This window comes from Paraburkholderia terrae (genome assembly GCF_002902925.1).
GTDB lineage: Bacteria > Pseudomonadota > Gammaproteobacteria > Burkholderiales > Burkholderiaceae > Paraburkholderia > Paraburkholderia terrae.
The window spans coordinates 833,281-848,589 of record NZ_CP026113.1; the positions used below are offsets into that span (position 1 = coordinate 833,281).

The 15,309-nt window shown below is 60.4% G+C and carries 13 protein-coding genes; 7 read left to right on the plus strand and 6 right to left on the minus strand.

Going from position 1 to position 15,309, the window contains the following annotated elements; translation table 11 throughout:
- Window positions 1-23 precede the first annotated feature (23 nt).
- The gene (locus tag C2L65_RS33615) at window positions 24-1,085 is read left to right on the plus strand and encodes a porin (protein ID WP_042311935.1); all 1,062 of its coding nucleotides are present in this window, start codon (window positions 24-26) and stop codon (window positions 1,083-1,085) included.
- An 84-nt stretch (window positions 1,086-1,169) separates the two neighbouring features.
- Here C2L65_RS33615 and C2L65_RS33620 read toward each other — a convergent pair whose 3' ends face one another.
- Window positions 1,170-1,757: a hypothetical protein gene (locus C2L65_RS33620; protein WP_042312003.1), complete on the minus strand. Its 588-nt coding sequence runs from the start codon at window positions 1,755-1,757 to the stop codon at window positions 1,170-1,172.
- A gap of 452 nt (window positions 1,758-2,209) precedes the next feature.
- Complete coding sequence (locus C2L65_RS33625; RefSeq protein WP_042311932.1) at window positions 2,210-2,959, minus strand: GntR family transcriptional regulator; 750 nt, start codon at window positions 2,957-2,959, stop codon at window positions 2,210-2,212.
- Window positions 2,960-3,111: 152 nt separating this feature from the next.
- On the opposite strand from C2L65_RS33625, the gene C2L65_RS33630 reads away from it, so the two are divergent.
- Entirely contained in the window at window positions 3,112-4,482 is a 1,371-nt protein-coding gene (locus tag C2L65_RS33630) for a class-II fumarase/aspartase family protein (RefSeq protein ID WP_042312002.1), read from the plus strand.
- A gap of 27 nt (window positions 4,483-4,509) precedes the next feature.
- On the plus strand, window positions 4,510-5,922 hold the full coding sequence (locus C2L65_RS33635) for a cation:dicarboxylate symporter family transporter (RefSeq protein ID WP_042311929.1): 1,413 nt from the start codon (window positions 4,510-4,512) through the stop codon (window positions 5,920-5,922).
- 63 nt (window positions 5,923-5,985) lie between these two features.
- Here the strand turns inward: C2L65_RS33635 and C2L65_RS33640 are convergent, their stop codons facing one another.
- Window positions 5,986-7,383 carry an FAD-dependent oxidoreductase gene (locus C2L65_RS33640; protein WP_042311927.1) on the minus strand — a complete coding sequence of 466 codons (1,398 nt, stop codon included), beginning with the start codon at window positions 7,381-7,383 and terminating at the stop codon, window positions 5,986-5,988.
- Between the two features lie 124 nt (window positions 7,384-7,507).
- A complete protein-coding gene (locus tag C2L65_RS33645) occupies window positions 7,508-8,047 on the minus strand; it encodes a carboxymuconolactone decarboxylase family protein (protein WP_042311925.1) in 540 nt (179 codons plus the stop codon).
- Window positions 8,048-8,158: 111 nt separating this feature from the next.
- Between C2L65_RS33645 and C2L65_RS33650 the strand changes: the two genes are divergently transcribed.
- The 4 genes from C2L65_RS33650 (at window position 8,159) to C2L65_RS33670 (ending at window position 13,321) form a co-directional block, all read left to right on the plus strand.
- Window positions 8,159-9,124 (plus strand): cupin domain-containing protein, encoded by a 966-nt coding sequence (locus C2L65_RS33650; RefSeq protein WP_042311924.1) that lies wholly within the window; start codon window positions 8,159-8,161, stop codon window positions 9,122-9,124.
- A gap of 123 nt (window positions 9,125-9,247) precedes the next feature.
- Window positions 9,248-10,306 (plus strand): DMT family transporter, encoded by a 1,059-nt coding sequence (locus C2L65_RS33660; RefSeq protein WP_042311922.1) that lies wholly within the window; start codon window positions 9,248-9,250, stop codon window positions 10,304-10,306.
- A 163-nt stretch (window positions 10,307-10,469) separates the two neighbouring features.
- Window positions 10,470-12,008 carry an ATP-binding response regulator gene (locus C2L65_RS33665; RefSeq protein WP_042311920.1) on the plus strand — a complete coding sequence of 513 codons (1,539 nt, stop codon included), beginning with the start codon at window positions 10,470-10,472 and terminating at the stop codon, window positions 12,006-12,008.
- Between the two features lie 176 nt (window positions 12,009-12,184).
- On the plus strand, window positions 12,185-13,321 hold the full coding sequence (locus C2L65_RS33670) for a cytochrome d ubiquinol oxidase subunit II (RefSeq protein WP_042312001.1): 1,137 nt from the start codon (window positions 12,185-12,187) through the stop codon (window positions 13,319-13,321).
- 143 nt (window positions 13,322-13,464) lie between these two features.
- On the opposite strand, the gene C2L65_RS33675 is transcribed toward C2L65_RS33670, so the two are convergent.
- Window positions 13,465-13,911, minus strand: a complete 447-nt coding sequence (locus C2L65_RS33675) for a D-Ala-D-Ala carboxypeptidase family metallohydrolase (protein WP_042311917.1) — start codon at window positions 13,909-13,911, stop codon at window positions 13,465-13,467.
- A gap of 76 nt (window positions 13,912-13,987) precedes the next feature.
- Complete coding sequence (locus C2L65_RS33680; RefSeq protein WP_233446711.1) at window positions 13,988-15,247, minus strand: hypothetical protein; 1,260 nt, start codon at window positions 15,245-15,247, stop codon at window positions 13,988-13,990.
- Window positions 15,248-15,309: the final 62 nt, after the last annotated feature.

The window sequence follows — 15,309 nt, forward strand, 5'->3', positions numbered from 1 at the left end:
GAAAAAGCAATCAGCAAAACGCGTTGGGTTTCAATGTTCGTTGCATTCGTTGTGCCGCAGCAGCGTGGTTCGCGGCAACGGCGGGTGTCGCCCATGCCGACGCCTCGCAAGCCGCTGCGGGCGCGGCGACGATGACATCGCCGGGCGTTCAGATGTACGGCCTGATAGGGATGTATATCGACAGTTCGAAACTCAGCACGACTCGCGCGAGCACCGTTCAGATGGGCGGCGGCGGGATGACAACCTCGTTCTGGGGCATGCGCGGGCGCGAAGATATCGGCGGCGGCAATGCCGTTGTTTTTTCGCTCGAAGGCTTCTTTAGACCGAACACGGGACAAAATGGACGGAATGCGACGGACGGTCTGTTCTCGCGCAATGCCTATGTCGGCCTGACTGGCGCATTCGGCACGGTGAAGCTCGGCGAACAGACCAACCCGACCTATATCAACCAGCAGTTCGTCAATCCGTTTGGTTCGTCAGTGGTGTTTTCGCCGTTGATCGTGCAGTCGTACACGGCGAGCTACAACAATACGCAGATCGGCGACACCGTCTGGCAGAACGCTGCTGAATATGTGTCGCCCAGTTTTGGCGGCCTCACGGGCACCGTGATTTATGGCGTGAGCAGCACGACCGGACATCAGGGACGGGACAATCTCGGTCTGCACCTGACTTATGTGAACGGACCGGTGACGGCCGTTTTCTCCGCACAACGGGTGCGTTCAGTTGCAGTTGCGCCGTCGACGGGACAGTACCTCTATCTGGTGGGCGCCGCTTACGACGCCCGCTTCGTCAAGGTCTACGGCGCCGCGCAGATGACCAGCAACAACGACGTGGAAACGGGCTCGCATACATATGAACTGGGCGTGTCGGTTCCGCTGTCGCCGTCGAACGTGATCCTCGCCGAGTGGGCTCGCACCAAGCACAGCGCGCCACTCGATCGCAGCGATGTACGCAATACGGGCAGTCTCGCGTACGACTATATTCTTTCGAAGCGCACCTATGTATACGCGGTCTACTCTTATGACAAGCTGACGGGCAATCCTTCCGGCAGTACTTATGGCGTTGGCATGCAGCACAGTTTCTAGGCTGCAGTTATTTCGCAGAAGGCGCAGGCTTTAAAGGCAGAAAGCCTGCGCCAATAGCCAGGCATGTACCCATCCGCGACTCGACTAACGGAAGCCGTAGACCAGGATCTTTCTCCCCTCGAAGTACTCTTGCACACCTTGCTCGCAATGGGTTGGACACGCTATATCTTTGTTCCCGCTCGAACCTTGCACGGTGACCGCCCTGTAGACAACGGATTCGACGAGCGTCCCGTCGGAAGCAATGACGATGTTCAGATCTGTCTCGACGCCGGCCGGCACGGCGCCACCGGGCTTATAGACAATTTTCATGGTGCCGGTGCAATCGGGGTTCACCGAGTAGGTGCCTTCCTGTTTCGGATTGAATGTCGTCTTCCCCCCTTTCGGCAACCCGCCGATCATGCCGAAGTCGGTGCGGTCAAATTTGCCCGCGCCGTCGAACGTCACCAGGGCGACGTCATCGAGGATCAACGGGGGGTCGTACGGATGCACCTTGCCATCGTCACCTATCAATCCAAGAATCACTCCGTGACCGATAAACTCAAACGCTCCCTTTAGCGTTGCGTTCGAGCAAAGACCGCCATGGCCGTCGTGGTCGCCAGCCTGCGCGGCACCGCTGAGCAAGAGAAGCGCAACGGCTGTTGCCGATAAAATGCTTGCATGCTTGATCTTCATGGTCATCTCCTTGTCACCGAATCAGGCGCGTGAGATCACGGCGCGCAGTGGCCCATTGCCTGGTTGCAGTAGGCGCCCAATTCAAACAACTGAAATTGAAAATGGCCGCAGTGATACCGCGCTGCCGCCATCTGCGGAGCAAGCTGTGAGAGAGAACGATGGGCCGTCAGTGCGGCCAGGTGTTCTGGAATGGGAAGCAGGAAAGACTTAAGCGTGGGCCAAAGTAATGAATGGCGAAACGCTTCACCAAGCGGTCATTTTTTCACTCGGTGTCGGCAGACACGTGCAGAAGGGATGCACAAAATTCCGCTCGATGATGACTTCGTGGGTCGGCTACGCCTTTAAGGTCGCATAGCTGAATTGAGTGTAATCCACGATATTCGCAGGTGCCAGATGGATTTGGCATAAGCGGCCAGAACCGTCGACGACTCAATCGACAGGCATCGGACCAGTCAGATATTTTCCTTCGCCGAAACCGCTGACCGCTTCAATCGCATCGAAACGGAGAAGCGTTCGGCGGGATGCAAACTGACCGACACCTCGAACGCGACGCCCGACGAGTCCAGATAGCGACGCACGATCTCCAGCGCCGCAGTGCCAGCCTCGACCCGCAACAGCTCAGCCATTTCCGGCGACACGTTCACGGCGTGAACGTCCTGCTGGATCTCCGTCACGCATCGGCCGTAGCGCGCTTCGATCAGCGCGCTGATCAGCGTATCCGGTTCCTCGCGAGCGGCCTCGGCGATGTCGGCATAACCGGGATCGATATACACATCCGTCCATCCGATCGGCGGCCGTCTGCCATCGCCGTCGACACGCAGACTCGATATGCGTAGCCAGCGATCGCCTTCATCGCATCGCAAGACCTTGGCCAACGGACCCGCCGCCGCGATCTCCGCCGTCGACTGCACCACGCGCTGGTGTTTCGAGCCGAACTGAACCAGATCTTCAACGGACGCCAGCGAAGGGCGGAAGTCGTTCTTCGGCTGCGTCGACTCGACGCGCGTGCCCGCGTTTTTCCGGCGCGACACGAAGCCGAGCTGCTGAAGCTCATGCAAGGCGGCACGGATCGTGTGACGGCTGGTCTTGTACTGGTCGCGCAGTTCCAGCTCGGTCGGCAGATACGAGCCGACCGGGAAGCGGCCGCTGGCGATGCCCTGCGTCAGGTCGCGGGCGATGTCGGCGTAATGGGGTTTGTTCATGTCGGGTGACGGGCAGCGCTGATCCAGGGGTAAATCATAGCTTGAATCATATGTTCGAACATATTATCTTGAATATGTCCGGACATATTGAGGCGTCAGTCACTCTGTCCCGCAATTTCTTCAAACCCGTTTTGATCGAGGCCCCGCCCGCCATGAACAGCCGCTCCATCCCTTCTTCCAGCACCGTCTTCGATTCGATCCTGTTTCGCGACGCGTTCGGCACCGCCAAAATGCGCGCCGTGTTTGCGGATCACGCGCTCGTGCAGCGCTATATCGATGTCGAAGTCGCGCTCGCCAAAGCCGAGGCGCGCGTCGGCGTGATCCCCGCCGACGCGGCCGAAGTGATCGCACGCGAATCGCAGATCGATCGCATCGACTTCGACCATATGCGCGAGGAAACGGACATCGTCGGCTATCCGATCCTGCCACTCGTGCATCAGCTCGTCGGCATGTGCGGCGAGGCGGGGCGTTACGTGCATTGGGGCGCGACGACGCAGGACATCATGGACACGGCCGTGTCGCTGCAGGTACGCGACGCGCTCGATTCGATCGATGGCGACATCCGCGAACTACGCGGCATCCTCGCCGACCTTGCGAAGAAGCATCGCGACACGCCGATGGCGGGCCGTACGCATTTGCAACAGGCGCTGCCCGTCACGTTCGGCTACAAGGTGGCGATCTGGCTGGCGATGTTCGACCGGCACCAGCAGCGCATCGCGGAGATGCGCAAGCGCGTCGCCGTCGTCGAATTCGCGGGCGCGGCGGGCACGCTCGCGTCGCTGGGCGACAAGGGTCTCGACGTGCAGAAGGCGCTCGCGCAGGAATTGAAGCTCGGCGTGCCGGCCACGACGTGGCACGTCGCGCGCGATGGTTTCGCGGAAGCCGTCAACCTGCTCGCGCTCGTGACGGGCTCGCTTGGCAAGATCGCGACCGACATCATGATCATGGCGTCGAACGAATTCGGCGAAGTGTATGAGCCGTTCGTGAAGGGGCGCGGCGCGAGCAGCACGATGCCGCAAAAGCGCAATCCGATTTCAAGCGAACTGATGCTTGCTGCGGCGAAAGCAGTGCGGCAACAGGCGGGCTTGATGGTGGACGCGATGATCCAGGACTTCGAGCGCGCGACGGGCCCGTGGCACGCGGAGTGGATTGCGATTCCCGAGAGCTTCATTCTGACCTCGGGCGCGCTGCACCAGGCGAAGTTCGCGCTCGGCGGACTGATCATCGATACCGAACGCATGAAGCACAACCTTGGTATCAGCAAAGGGCTGATCGTCGCCGAGGCGGTAATGATGCAGATGGCGCCGATCACGGGCCGCCAGCAGGCGCACGACATCGTCTACGACGCGTGCCGCACGGTGAACGAGCAGGGCGGCACGCTGGCCGAAGCGCTGGCTGCGCTGCCCGACGTGACACGCCATTTCGATCGCGACGCGATCGACCGCATGACGGACCCCGCGAACTATCTTGGTCTTGCACCGCAGATGGTCGACCGCGCGCTCGCGTTGTCCAGCGAGATCTGACCAACGATCTGTGGAGGAGCACACACCATGACGAACGACAACGTATCGCGCGACGATTCAATTGCGCCGGCCGCCAGGCGGCCCTGGTATCGGAAACTGGGCATGCAGGTTCTGCTTTCGCTGGTGCTCGGCATTGCTGTCGGATTGATCTTTCCGAAGTTCGGCGCGCAGCTGAAGATTCTCGGCGACGTCTTTCTCGCGCTCATCAAGGCTGGCGTCGCGCCGCTCGTGTTCCTCACGATCGTGCATGGCATTGCATCGGCAGGCGATGTGAAAAGCGCAGGGCGGGTGGGCTGGCGCTCCATCGTGTACTTCGAAGTCGTGTCGACGATTGCGCTTGCCATTGGTTTGCTGGCGGGCAACCTGCTGCAGACGGGCAAGGGCATGACGGCCATCACGCCGGGCGCGATGCCTGTCACTGCCGCGAAGGCCGCGCCGCAAGGCTTCACGGAGTTCGTGATGCATCTCGTGCCGGACAACTTCATCGGCGCGTTTGCGAAGGGTGAACTGTTGCAGGTCGTCGTGCTGGCCGTGATGGTGGGCATCGGTATTCTCGCCATTCCCGAGAGCCGGCGCGTACGTATCAATGAAGGGCTCGACCTGATTTCGCAAGTGCTCTTCTCGTTCATCAATCTCGTGATGAAGCTCGCACCGCTGGGCACGTTCGGCGCGGTGGCGTTCGCGGTCGGCAGCAACGGCACGGCGGTGCTGGTCGCGCTCGCGCAACTCGTGCTGAGCTTCTATGCCGTGATCGCGTTGTTCATCGTCGTGGTGATGGGCCTCATTGCGAGGCTCGCGGGCTTCAGCATGTGGCGGTTCCTGCGCTACATCAAGGACGAGATATTGATCGTGCTCGGCACGGCTTCATCGGAAAGCGCATTGCCGCGGCTGCTGATCAAGCTCGAACGCCTCGGCTGCGCGAAGCAGACGGTCGGACTCGTTCTGCCGACAGGCTACGCGTTCAATCTGGATGGCACGTCGATCTTCATGTCGATGGGTGTGATGTTCATCGCGCATGCGTACAACGTGCCCATCACGTTCGAACATCAGGTCGGCATCCTGCTGCTGATGCTGCTGACGTCGAAAGGCGCGGCGACGGTGTCGGGCGGATCGTTCGTGGTGTTCGCGGCGACGGTGACATCGACGGGTATCTTGCCCGTCGAGGGACTTGCCGTGATCTTCGGCGTGTACCGTTTCATGTCGATGGCGATTGCCACCTGCAATACGATCGGCAACAGCCTTGCGACAGTGGTTGTTGCGCGGTGGTCCGGCACGTTCGACACCCAGCGCGCGCATCGTCATCTTTATCCCGAGCGTTACCCGGATACGGCACGCGAAGACGCAGGACTGGATGATGGCGATCTGCTTCCGGATGGTGCGGGCAACGGCGATCCGCGTCCTTCAGCCGTTTCGTTCAAGCGGGCTGGTGCTTCACACTAAACGGTGTCTTGAGAATGTGGCGCGCGCCGGCTCGCGCGCCACACCTGCGCCTCAGAAGATCTACTACGCTGCTCTTGCCGGCACGTTCGACAGAAGCGGCCCCAAACCTTCAGCGAACGTCAGATGCGAGATGACGGCGTCGCGAAGCTTCTGATACCGAAGCTCAGCGAGCATCGCTGTCTGCATGGAGGCCATCACTTCTCCCGCTTCCGGGCCGATCATGGTGAATCCCAGGATACGGTCATCGTTGGTACCGACGAGAACCTTCATGAACCCCTGCGTTTCATCCGTCGCTTCGGTTCGAAGAACATGGCTCATCGGCAGTGTTGCAACCCGAACCGCGATACCGTGACGGAGCGCATCGCTTTCATTCAGCCCCACGCGTGCAAGCGGCGGATCGGTGAACAGCGTGTACGGAACCAACCGGTCGCCTGTCTTGCGATCGCCGCCAGCCATGTTGTCGCGCACGATCCTGAAGTCGTCCACCGAAACGTGCGTGAACTGCGGGCTGCCCGCGACTTCGCCGATAGCCCACACGCCGGGCGCCGAAGCCTGCAACCGCTCGTTCACACGAATGTATCCGCGGCCGTCAAGCTCGATGCCTGCTCGCTCCAGACCAATGTCGGCCGTGTTCGGGACACGTCCTGCCGCAATGAGAATGTCGCTGCCGTTAATCGCCTGTTCACCGGAAGCGGTGCGCAATACGACGCGAACATGCGTGCCAGAGCGGCCTTCTACGATTGTGGTTTCCGCATTCAGCACGACATCGATTCCTTCCGCACGCAGAATGCGAAGCATCTCTTCGCTGACGTCCACGTCTTCACGTGCCATCAACCGGGCGCCGCGCTCGATGATCGTCACGCGGCTACCGAAGCGGCGATAAGCCTGCGCCATCTCGATACCGATGTAACCGCCACCGAGCACGATCAGATGCGCTGGCGCGTAGTCAAGGTCCAGCGCGCCAATATGAGTCAGCGGCTCGGCGGCTCGCAAGCCCGGCACATCGGGAATGGCAGCGTGTGTGCCGACATTGACGACCACCTGTTCGCCGCTGAGCGTGCGCGTGCCGCCGTCGTTGAGTTGCACCTCGATTGTCTTCGGGCCGACGAACCGGCCAAGGCCCATGATGAGTGCCGCGCCGCTCGACGCATACGCCTGCACATGAAACGCTGCTTCGCGTTCGATCATGCCGCGCTTGCGTTCGCGCACCTTCGCCATGTCGACAATGACGGGGCCAGTCGTCGTGCCGAAGTCGGCGGCATGCCGCGCCAGGTGCGCAACGCGCGCGCTCCAGATTTCATTCTTGCTGGGCAGGCAAGCGACGGCGGGGCATGAACCGCCTACCCACTGCCGTTCGACCACGGCGACGCGTTGTCCCGCTCGTCCCAGATGCCACGCAAGGAGCTTGCCGCCCTGGCCGCTGCCGAGAATCAACGTATCGAAATGTTCAACTTGAGACATGACATCCTCCAATTCATTTGCGAGTTAATGTGGCCGGTGTGGCAGTGATCCGGCCTTTTGCCGGACAGCAATGACGAACAGCGCGTCACGTCTCGCGTGACGCATCCGCCCGGTTACGCACCTGTCACTTGACCGGCGGAAAATCGACGTCCGTGTCGTTGATGCGATTGAACGTATTGGTGAAAATGGTCATCGCGATCGCCAGCGATATTTCGGCTAGCTGCGTGTCGGTGTAACCGGCGGCGCGAATGGCTGCCAGTTCGCTTTCGCTGATCGTGCCGCGCGTGGTCTGCAGGTTCAGCACGAAATGGATGAGCGCATCGCGTCTTGCATCGCCCGTCGCCTGGCCCGCGCGAATCTGACGAAGCGCTTCGGGCGAGAGGCCCGTCATCTTCCCCAACATCGCGTGCGCGGCCACACAGTAGTCACAACCTGTCTGCTCGCTGACAAGCAGCTTGATGGTTTCCAGGTCCTGCTTGCTGAGACTGCTGGATGCCAGCGCGTCTTCGGCGTCCAACGCGCCGTTCAATGTCGCGGGCGCGAGATGACCCAGCGCCGCGAACAGGTTCGGTACGCTGCCGCCAGCGATTTTCCGGACCCGTGCGTAGACTTCGGCGGTGGCGCCCGTGGCGTTCGTAACAGCGGGGATAGCGATGCGACTCATGATTGACCTCATTCAGTGGTGGTTAGGAGCCTCCACTTTATGGTCACTGGATGATCTTGTTGAGCCTATGAATTAGCAATATCATGCTCTAAAGTATCAACCGAGGTAACTATGTCACCCCCACTTGATTGGCTCAGCCGTCTGCTCGGCATGATGACGGTGCGCGGCCAGCTTGAACTTCGATGCGCCTATGGCGCACCGTGGCAGGTCGTCTACGGCGATTCGGATGCTGGGGAAATGCCGTACCACATCGTGCTCGGCGGATCGGCAATCCTGGAGACGCCGGGCACGGGCAAACCGCAGAATCTGGGCGCTGGCGATATCGTGATGTTGACGCACGGCTCGGCTCATATCCTTCACGATGGTGGGGGCGCGAAGCCGAAGCCTGCACGTGAACGCGAAGCGTTGAACCTGATCATCAGCGAAAATAAAGGCACGGGTCAGCGCCTGGATATGCTCTGCGGACGAATCGTGCTGGCGCCGCCACATGACCGCTTTATTCGTGCGTACCTTCCGCCGCGACTCGTGATCCGGACATCGGCCGCGGAGGGTTCCTCTCACGGCGAGACGCTGACCCAGTTGCAAGCTCTAATGGCGCTCATGCGAGCGGAATCGGGTGCGGACAACCTGGGCGGCTACGCGATGCTCAATGCGCTATCGACGGCTCTGTTCGCGCTAGCGCTACGTATGTCCAGCGAGTCTGACGAAGCGCCGACGGGGCTACTGGCGCTCGCCGGGCATCCGCGTCTGGCGCCTGCGCTTGCGGTCATATTCAACGAGCCGGCCTATCCGTGGACCCTGGCTGAATTGTCCGGGCTCTGTAGCATGTCGCGCGCGACCTTGCTTCGCCACTTCCATGAGAAGGTGGGACGCTCGCCCAATGAGCTGCTAGCGGATGTCCGGATGGCGCTGGCCGCGAACGCGTTGAAAAAGCCAGGCGTTTCCACCGAAGTCGTCGCCGAGGGCGTCGGCTACCAATCCGTGGCTGCGTTCAGGCGTGCCTTCACGCAACACCTGGGCATGACGCCAGCCGAGTGGCGCCGTTCGGAGCTGGAGAAGCAACAGGGCGGCGTATGAGTCGAAGCAGGTTTGGGATGACCCCGCGTGACGGTGCAAATGGCATTGAGACGATTGCGCAACGGGCGGTACGCTACACTTGTTGTTCAGGCGCTCGTCGCGCACTTGTACAGTTCCCATCCCATGAATTCCCGATCCAGCGCGATCTTCACCGCGCTTGCCGCCGCAGCGCTCTTTGGCGCCGCGACTCCGCTCGCCAAGGCCCTGCTCGGGTCAATGTCTCCATTCCTGGTTGCCGGCCTGTTCTACCTCGGCAGCGGTATCGGGCTCGGTATCGGCATCATCGCCCGGCGACTGCGAACGTCCGCTAAGGAAAATAACCGTCACGGGATCAGCCGGGCCGAGCTGCCCTGGCTGCTCGGCGCCATTGCTGCTGGCGGCGTCGCTGGCCCCGCGCTGCTGATGCTCGGGCTGTCGAGCACACCGGCGGCTACCAGTTCGCTGCTGCTGAATCTCGAGGGCGTGCTGACGGCCGTGATCGCTTGGGTCGTGTTTCGCGAGAACGTCGACGTTCAGGTGTTCCTTGGCATGGTGGCTATCGTGGCCGGTGGCGTGATGCTGTCGTGGCAACCGGCCGAGGCAGGCATTTCCGGTGGCGCGCTGTTGATCGTCGCAGCGTGTCTGTGCTGGGCAATCGACAACAACCTCACGCGCAAGGTTTCGACTAACGATGCGATGGTGATCGCGTGTCTGAAGGGGCTGATTGCAGGGCCGGTGAATCTCGCGATTGCGTTCGCGACGGGCGCGTCGCTCCCCGCTGCAGGTATGGTCGGCGCCGCGATGACAACGGGACTCGCCGGCTATGGTGTAAGCCTCGTGCTGTTCGTGGTTGCGCTACGTCACCTTGGGACGGCACGCACTGGCGCATACTTTTCCGTCGCGCCACTTTTCGGTGTGGCGCTCTCGCTCCTCATATGGCCCGAACTGCCGCACCTGTCTTTCTGGATCGCCGCAGCCTTGATGGCGCTGGGTATCTGGCTGCACGTCCGCGAGCGGCACGAACATCAACACACGCACGAGTGGCTCGAGCATACGCATCGGCATCGTCATGATGAACACCACCAGCACGAACACGACTTCGCCTATGCCGGTGATGAGCCACACACGCATCCCCATGTGCATCTGCCCATTACCCATTCACACGCGCATTTCCCGGATGTTCACCATCGACATTCGCACTAGTGCGGAGAAGCTCGTGAAATGACGCTGCGCCCCGGTAGTCAGCGCGGAAGCCCAGCACGCTGACGATAACGCACCGATGCAGCTCGCTGGCGTGCTACCCTTGACCAGAGCCTGACCGGTTCTCGTGACACTGGCCCGCCCCGGCAACGACTGGCAATGGTGCATGCACAATTTACCGGAAACAGACCCGCCGCTCGCCGGCTGGTCGGAACTGATCCTCAACGTCGACGACAATGACGCCGCGCGGCTTGCCAAAACGCGCGTGCTGCGTCGTGCGGGCTTCGACGTGCTCGAAGCGTCGACCGGTGAGCAGGCGCTGGCGTTGGTTACATCGCACAAACCTGCCGTCGTCCTGCTCGACGTGCGGCTGCCGGACAGCGATGGCGTACACGTGTGCAAGCGAATCAAACAGAATCCCTCGACCCGGTCGGTACTGGTCCTTCAAACTTCCGCGGTCCTGTTGAGTGCCTCTGACCGGATTCGCGCCCTGGACAGCGGCGCCGACAGCTATCTGACAGAGCCCGTCGAAGCGCCTGAGCTTGTCGCCAATGTCCGTGCGCTACTACGCCTGTGGCGCGCCGAGCGCGCACTTCACGAGGCGGACCGTCGCAAGTCCCAGTTCCTCGCGACGCTCGCGCACGAATTGCGCAATCCGCTCGCCCCGATCCGCAACGCGCTGGAACTGATGGACCCGAGATTCCAGACGAGCCCTGCCGCAGCGCGCGCCGCATGGCAAACGGTCGGGCGACAGGTGGAACACCTGTCGCGCCTCGTCGACGACCTGCTCGATGTTTCGCGGCTCGCGCATGGAAGGCTCACACTCGATCGCACATCGGTCAATGTGGGTGTGGCCATCGCCACGGCAGTCGAGGCCAATCGGCCCGATATCGATGCGAGGCGGCAACAGGTTTCGATACATCTGGAGAATGAGGGATGCGCCGTTTTTGGCGACGACGCTCGGGTCGTCCAGATGCTCGACAACCTCGTGTCCAATGCGACGAAGTACGCGCCAGACGAAAGCGAGATTGAAATCGATGTCGGGCAGTCGCAAGGCATGGTGTCGATCAGGGTACGTAATCAGGGCGTCGGCGTCCTGCCAGAAGAACAGGAAGCGATCTTCGAGCCATTCATCCAGTCGCAGCGAAGCGTCGCCGCGTCGCAGGGCGGGCTCGGGATAGGCCTGTCGCTGGTCCGTGCGCTTGCCGTGCTACACGACGGAACGGTGACGGTCCGGTCGAAGGGAGCGGGGACGGGGGCTGAGTTTGTGCTGCGTCTGCCCGAATACATAGGATCGACATCGCTCGCTTCGTCACAGGCAGAGGGCGCGTTGGTGAACGACAGCCGCTCCCGAAGCATCCTGATAGTGGACGACAAACTCGATGACGCCACGTCGCTTGCCGCGTTGCTCGAATCGCGCGGGCACCGGGTGCATATCGCGGGCTCTGGTAACGCCGCGCTGATCCTCAACGGGCAGGTTACGCTCGATGTCGCGATCATTGACATCGGCATTCCGCCTCCAGATGGTTATCAGATTGCACGGACTATCCGGGCACACCCCATCAGCGGAAGTGCCGTACTCATTGCCGTTTCAGAATCCGGGCAAACCCGCGACGGACGTGACTGGCGTGCGGCCGGCTTCGACCACCATCTCGTCAAACCGGTTGTGCTTTCCGACGTATTGCGGCTTGTCGATGGGGCTTGAGCGGGGCGAAGCGTCACCCGTGCCCATTCCGGGGGCGGCGCGGACTGATGTGCTTAGTCCAGAGATCATGCGCCGCTATTTCTAAACCGGACCAGTCAACTTGGTGGAAACCGGATCAATTCCCGGTCCGCACGGTCGCGACAATGGAGCTTCGGAAACCACAACCGGACTCCATGATGGATATCGCGACTTGCTGGGCAGCAATCATTGCCTTCGGCGTCGGAATGTATATCGTACTCGACGGATTTGATCTCGGCATCGCGATCCTTCTTCCGTTCTTTTCGTCCGAAAGCGAACGTGAGCGTCTATTCAGCAGTCGTTTTCCCGTGTGGCGCGGTAACGAGGCATGGATGGTGTTCGGCGGCGCGTCGCTTTACGCTGCGTTTCCAACGGTCTGTTTGGTTTTGCTTTCCGCGCTCTATTTGCCATTAGTCACGATGGCACTTTGCCTGATCTTCCGGGGCGTGGCCCTTCAGATCCGGGCAAAGGCCGGAAGGTCGCGTCAGTTGTGGAATGGGGTCTTCATTTTCGGATCGGCAGGCGCGACCTTTTTTCAGGGCGTCATGTTAGGCGAATGGCTATCGGGGATGCGTGTAGCAAACGGACATTTCGTCGGAAATGAATTCGATTGGCTCACACCTTTTTGCCTGTTCACGGGGCTTGCGCTTTTGATAACGTATGCGCTGCTTGGCTGCTGCTGGCTGATTGCGAAGACCGAAGGAGAACTGCAGCGCAAGCTCTACAGAACCTTTTTGCCGTTGACGGCACTTCAGCTTCTTACGATGATCGGGCTGCTCACTGGTCTTGTGTCACTGGTGATGTATGGTCTTCTTGGCTGCTGCTGGTTGATCTCAAGGAGCAAAGGGGAGTTGCAGCGCAAGCTCTATCACGTTGTTCTGCCGTTGGCTGCACTCCAAATACTTATGATTGTCGGCCTCGGTATGAAAACGGAGATGAACGGGCCGACGCTTGTGGCTCGATGGTTTGACTGGAATGTCCTGCGTTGGCTGCTTCCTGTACCGTTGCTGCTCGCGGCTGCCTCATGCGGTATGTACCGTGCTGTCGCAGCGCTTCGCGGTATCGCGCCTTTTGTCATCGCACTACCGTTTTTGTTACTCGGCTATATTGGCTTGCTGATCGACATATGGCCTTTCTCTATCTTCGCCGGAGCGAGTATCTGGCATGCAGCCGCTCCGCGATCGAACGAGGTTTTCAAGCTCGTCGGTGCCGCGATGATTATTCTGATCTTGCTGGCCTACACTTTCCCTGGTTACCGGTTGGTTAGACGCGAGAGAGATCTTTGTGACCTTTGAAAGCGTGACGCCAATCCTGGCGCGCAGGGCTACGCGTATTCCGGCGATACGATATGCGAACGTCGAGCGCGCAGCCGGGCGCGTCACGCTCTTCGGATGTTCGCCGTGCAGCCGAAATTGAACTCCAGTCGCTGCCTGACGGGCTACGCGAACCCTACTGTATATGTCGTCGGGCCGCCGCCGAAATGCGCCGTCAGCAATTGCCGGCGATTGGGTGTACCGCTCTTCGGCAAACCGAGGTGAACCCAGGTGTGTTCGAAGATCAGTTGGTCGAACACGAGCGTGGAGGTCTGCAACAGCCGGCAAATGTCGATCGGGGTGCCGTATTGCGGCGCGATGAAATCTACCGCGAGACCATAGATGTGCGCGCTGTCAGTAGCGCCTTTGACGGCCTTGTTCAACTGTGGCGAACGATAGCCCGACGAAACGATGATCGGTTTTCCGATCAATGCACGCACCTTTTCCAGTACCTGTGCAGTGTTCTTAAGATTGACGATGATATCGGGACCGGGGACGTTTGAGATGTTTTCTCGCGACGCGGTCTGACTCGCCACGAACTCTTCCAATGTGAAATGTGGGCTTAGGTCCATGATGTCTGCCTCGATAACATCAGAAGTAAAAGCGTGCCTGACAGCAGGCTGAGAGTCGGTACACGCGTCGTCATCCTCAAGCCAGGATGTTCCTCGCAGCCACGTCCGCGCAAAAGCGCCCGGCAATCTGCCCGTATCCCGAGGAGGTCGGGTGAATTTCGTTTAGCCAGTCCGGACTGCTGATTCGCGAATCGGCGTCGGCCGGCGTCAGTATTCCGAGCGTTCGGATAACATGGAAATTCTGCAGGGCCAGTCCGCTCACGAGATCAAAGAGCCGGTCAATGAATTCCTTCGCCAGCGTTTTCCAGTCATCTGGCGGCACCTCGTACGCCAGCAACGCGGGATACAGCCACGGCCCGAAATGCAGACCCGCGCCCAGATCGCGCGGCATCGGATAGTCGTAGGTGTGCGTGATGATGGGCATGTTGCGGTTTGTCTTGCTCGAGGCGCGCATGGCATCCAGCGCGGCATACTGGGCACTAAGATGCTGGGCAAACAATGCCCACCCGTCCTCGGAGACGTATGTTTTGCCTGGCTGCTTCCGCTCGGATTTCGTCAGCATGAGTCGGTCGCCGGGGCTGTGTGGCGTTCCGTGAGCATCCGTCGGGAGGACACCGAGCGCGTCGATCAGGTCATTGCCGCCAGCCGATAGCAGCATGGCGTCCCACGGACGCTCGCGTGGCCCACACAGATAGCTCGCGAACCACGGGTCCCGACGCCATTCGACCATGTGGGCAAGCGTATCGCCCGGGTCGGCGCAGTTCACGATGATCGCAGAGTGTCCGAAATCCAGATGTGGCAGCAACGATGACGCCCGAAACAGGTTCAAGCCATTGATCGAGAACCACGAGTCACCTTGCGCCAGCATCCGGTATCGGACTGACGAGAAGTCTGGCGCCATTTCGCTGTCGACCTGCGATGCAGGGACAATCTGCGGTCTGTTCGGCATGACGCCTCCAGCTGGGATCGTGTACTCTTGCACGGAAGAGACGGGATACGAACGCTCATCCGCCCGGCCTGGTACGGGCATCTTCACGCCTGCTAGCGTCCCGATGGAGCCGTAGATCGATTTCACTACCGCGTTGTAGATCTTTTCGATTTCAACTTCGACGATCTGCACAAAAGTAGTCACGAAACCCCTTGCCATCTGATCGAGTCCATCCAGATGGAACATCTTCTCGGCGGCCGTGAAGGCATTGGCCTCGATCATGTCCGCAACCAGTGCGGACTGCTGCGCGAGGGCTTGCAACTGCGCTTTTGAAAACCCGGCGATCATCGTGACGTCATTACCCGTGACCGTTTTGACGGTGGAGGAAATGTTCTTCACGAACGTCATGGACAAGTCGCTGCGAACTTCGTTTCAGAAGCTCACTTTCTTTAAAGTAGGAAACTTCAGGT

Coding starts and splice junctions, on each gene's coding strand:
- C2L65_RS33665 (WP_042311920.1), top strand. CDS start 10,470: ATGCACAATTTACCGGAAACAGACCCGCCGCTCGCCGGCTGGTCGGAA.
- C2L65_RS33640 (WP_042311927.1), bottom strand. CDS start 7,383: ATGTCTCAAGTTGAACATTTCGATACGTTGATTCTCGGCAGCGGCCAG.
- C2L65_RS33660 (WP_042311922.1), top strand. CDS start 9,248: ATGAATTCCCGATCCAGCGCGATCTTCACCGCGCTTGCCGCCGCAGCG.
- C2L65_RS33680 (WP_233446711.1), bottom strand. CDS start 15,247: ATGACGTTCGTGAAGAACATTTCCTCCACCGTCAAAACGGTCACGGGT.
- C2L65_RS33675 (WP_042311917.1), bottom strand. CDS start 13,911: ATGGACCTAAGCCCACATTTCACATTGGAAGAGTTCGTGGCGAGTCAG.
- C2L65_RS33625 (WP_042311932.1), bottom strand. CDS start 2,959: ATGAACAAACCCCATTACGCCGACATCGCCCGCGACCTGACGCAGGGC.
- C2L65_RS33630 (WP_042312002.1), top strand. CDS start 3,112: ATGAACAGCCGCTCCATCCCTTCTTCCAGCACCGTCTTCGATTCGATC.
- C2L65_RS33670 (WP_042312001.1), top strand. CDS start 12,185: ATGGATATCGCGACTTGCTGGGCAGCAATCATTGCCTTCGGCGTCGGA.
- C2L65_RS33620 (WP_042312003.1), bottom strand. CDS start 1,757: ATGAAGATCAAGCATGCAAGCATTTTATCGGCAACAGCCGTTGCGCTT.
- C2L65_RS33645 (WP_042311925.1), bottom strand. CDS start 8,047: ATGAGTCGCATCGCTATCCCCGCTGTTACGAACGCCACGGGCGCCACC.
- C2L65_RS33635 (WP_042311929.1), top strand. CDS start 4,510: ATGACGAACGACAACGTATCGCGCGACGATTCAATTGCGCCGGCCGCC.
- C2L65_RS33650 (WP_042311924.1), top strand. CDS start 8,159: ATGTCACCCCCACTTGATTGGCTCAGCCGTCTGCTCGGCATGATGACG.